Below are 392 nucleotides of genomic sequence, written 5' to 3' on the forward strand. Positions count from 1 at the left end.
ACAGACGATATCGTCGGATAAAGGTATAGTAAGCAATATAAATTTTCAAAAACATCAGCAAGCTTAATCAAATTTTCAGCCAGCTGTTAACGCGCTATTATAGCGCAATTAATGACTTAAAATGCCCTATACAGGGGGCATTTAACCGCCAGATTAGTCATGCCTATAAAAATGGAAAAATTATGAAAATCGAAAACTCGTATGCCACGCTTGACCCAAGGCTTTATCATAAACAACCCCCCAAACCGCTCACCAACCCGCAAGCAGGTCATTTCAACCCGCAAGTCGCCCACCAAATTGGCTGGGCTGATGATGAATTTTTAAGGCAGCATTGGGTCGAAATCTTGGGCGGCGACATCGTTCCCGACGGTTTTGAACCGTTAGCCATGGCG

General features: G+C 43.9%; 1 pseudogene. It reads left to right on the forward strand.

The features are described 5' to 3' along the window. Positions 1-182: 182 nt before the first annotated feature. A pseudogene (locus tag M3175_RS26200) lies at positions 183-392 on the forward strand (hypothetical protein); the annotation flags it as partial.

It is taken from the genome of Robertmurraya korlensis (assembly GCF_023715225.1).
Classification (GTDB): domain Bacteria; phylum Bacillota; class Bacilli; order Bacillales; family Cytobacillaceae; genus Robertmurraya_A.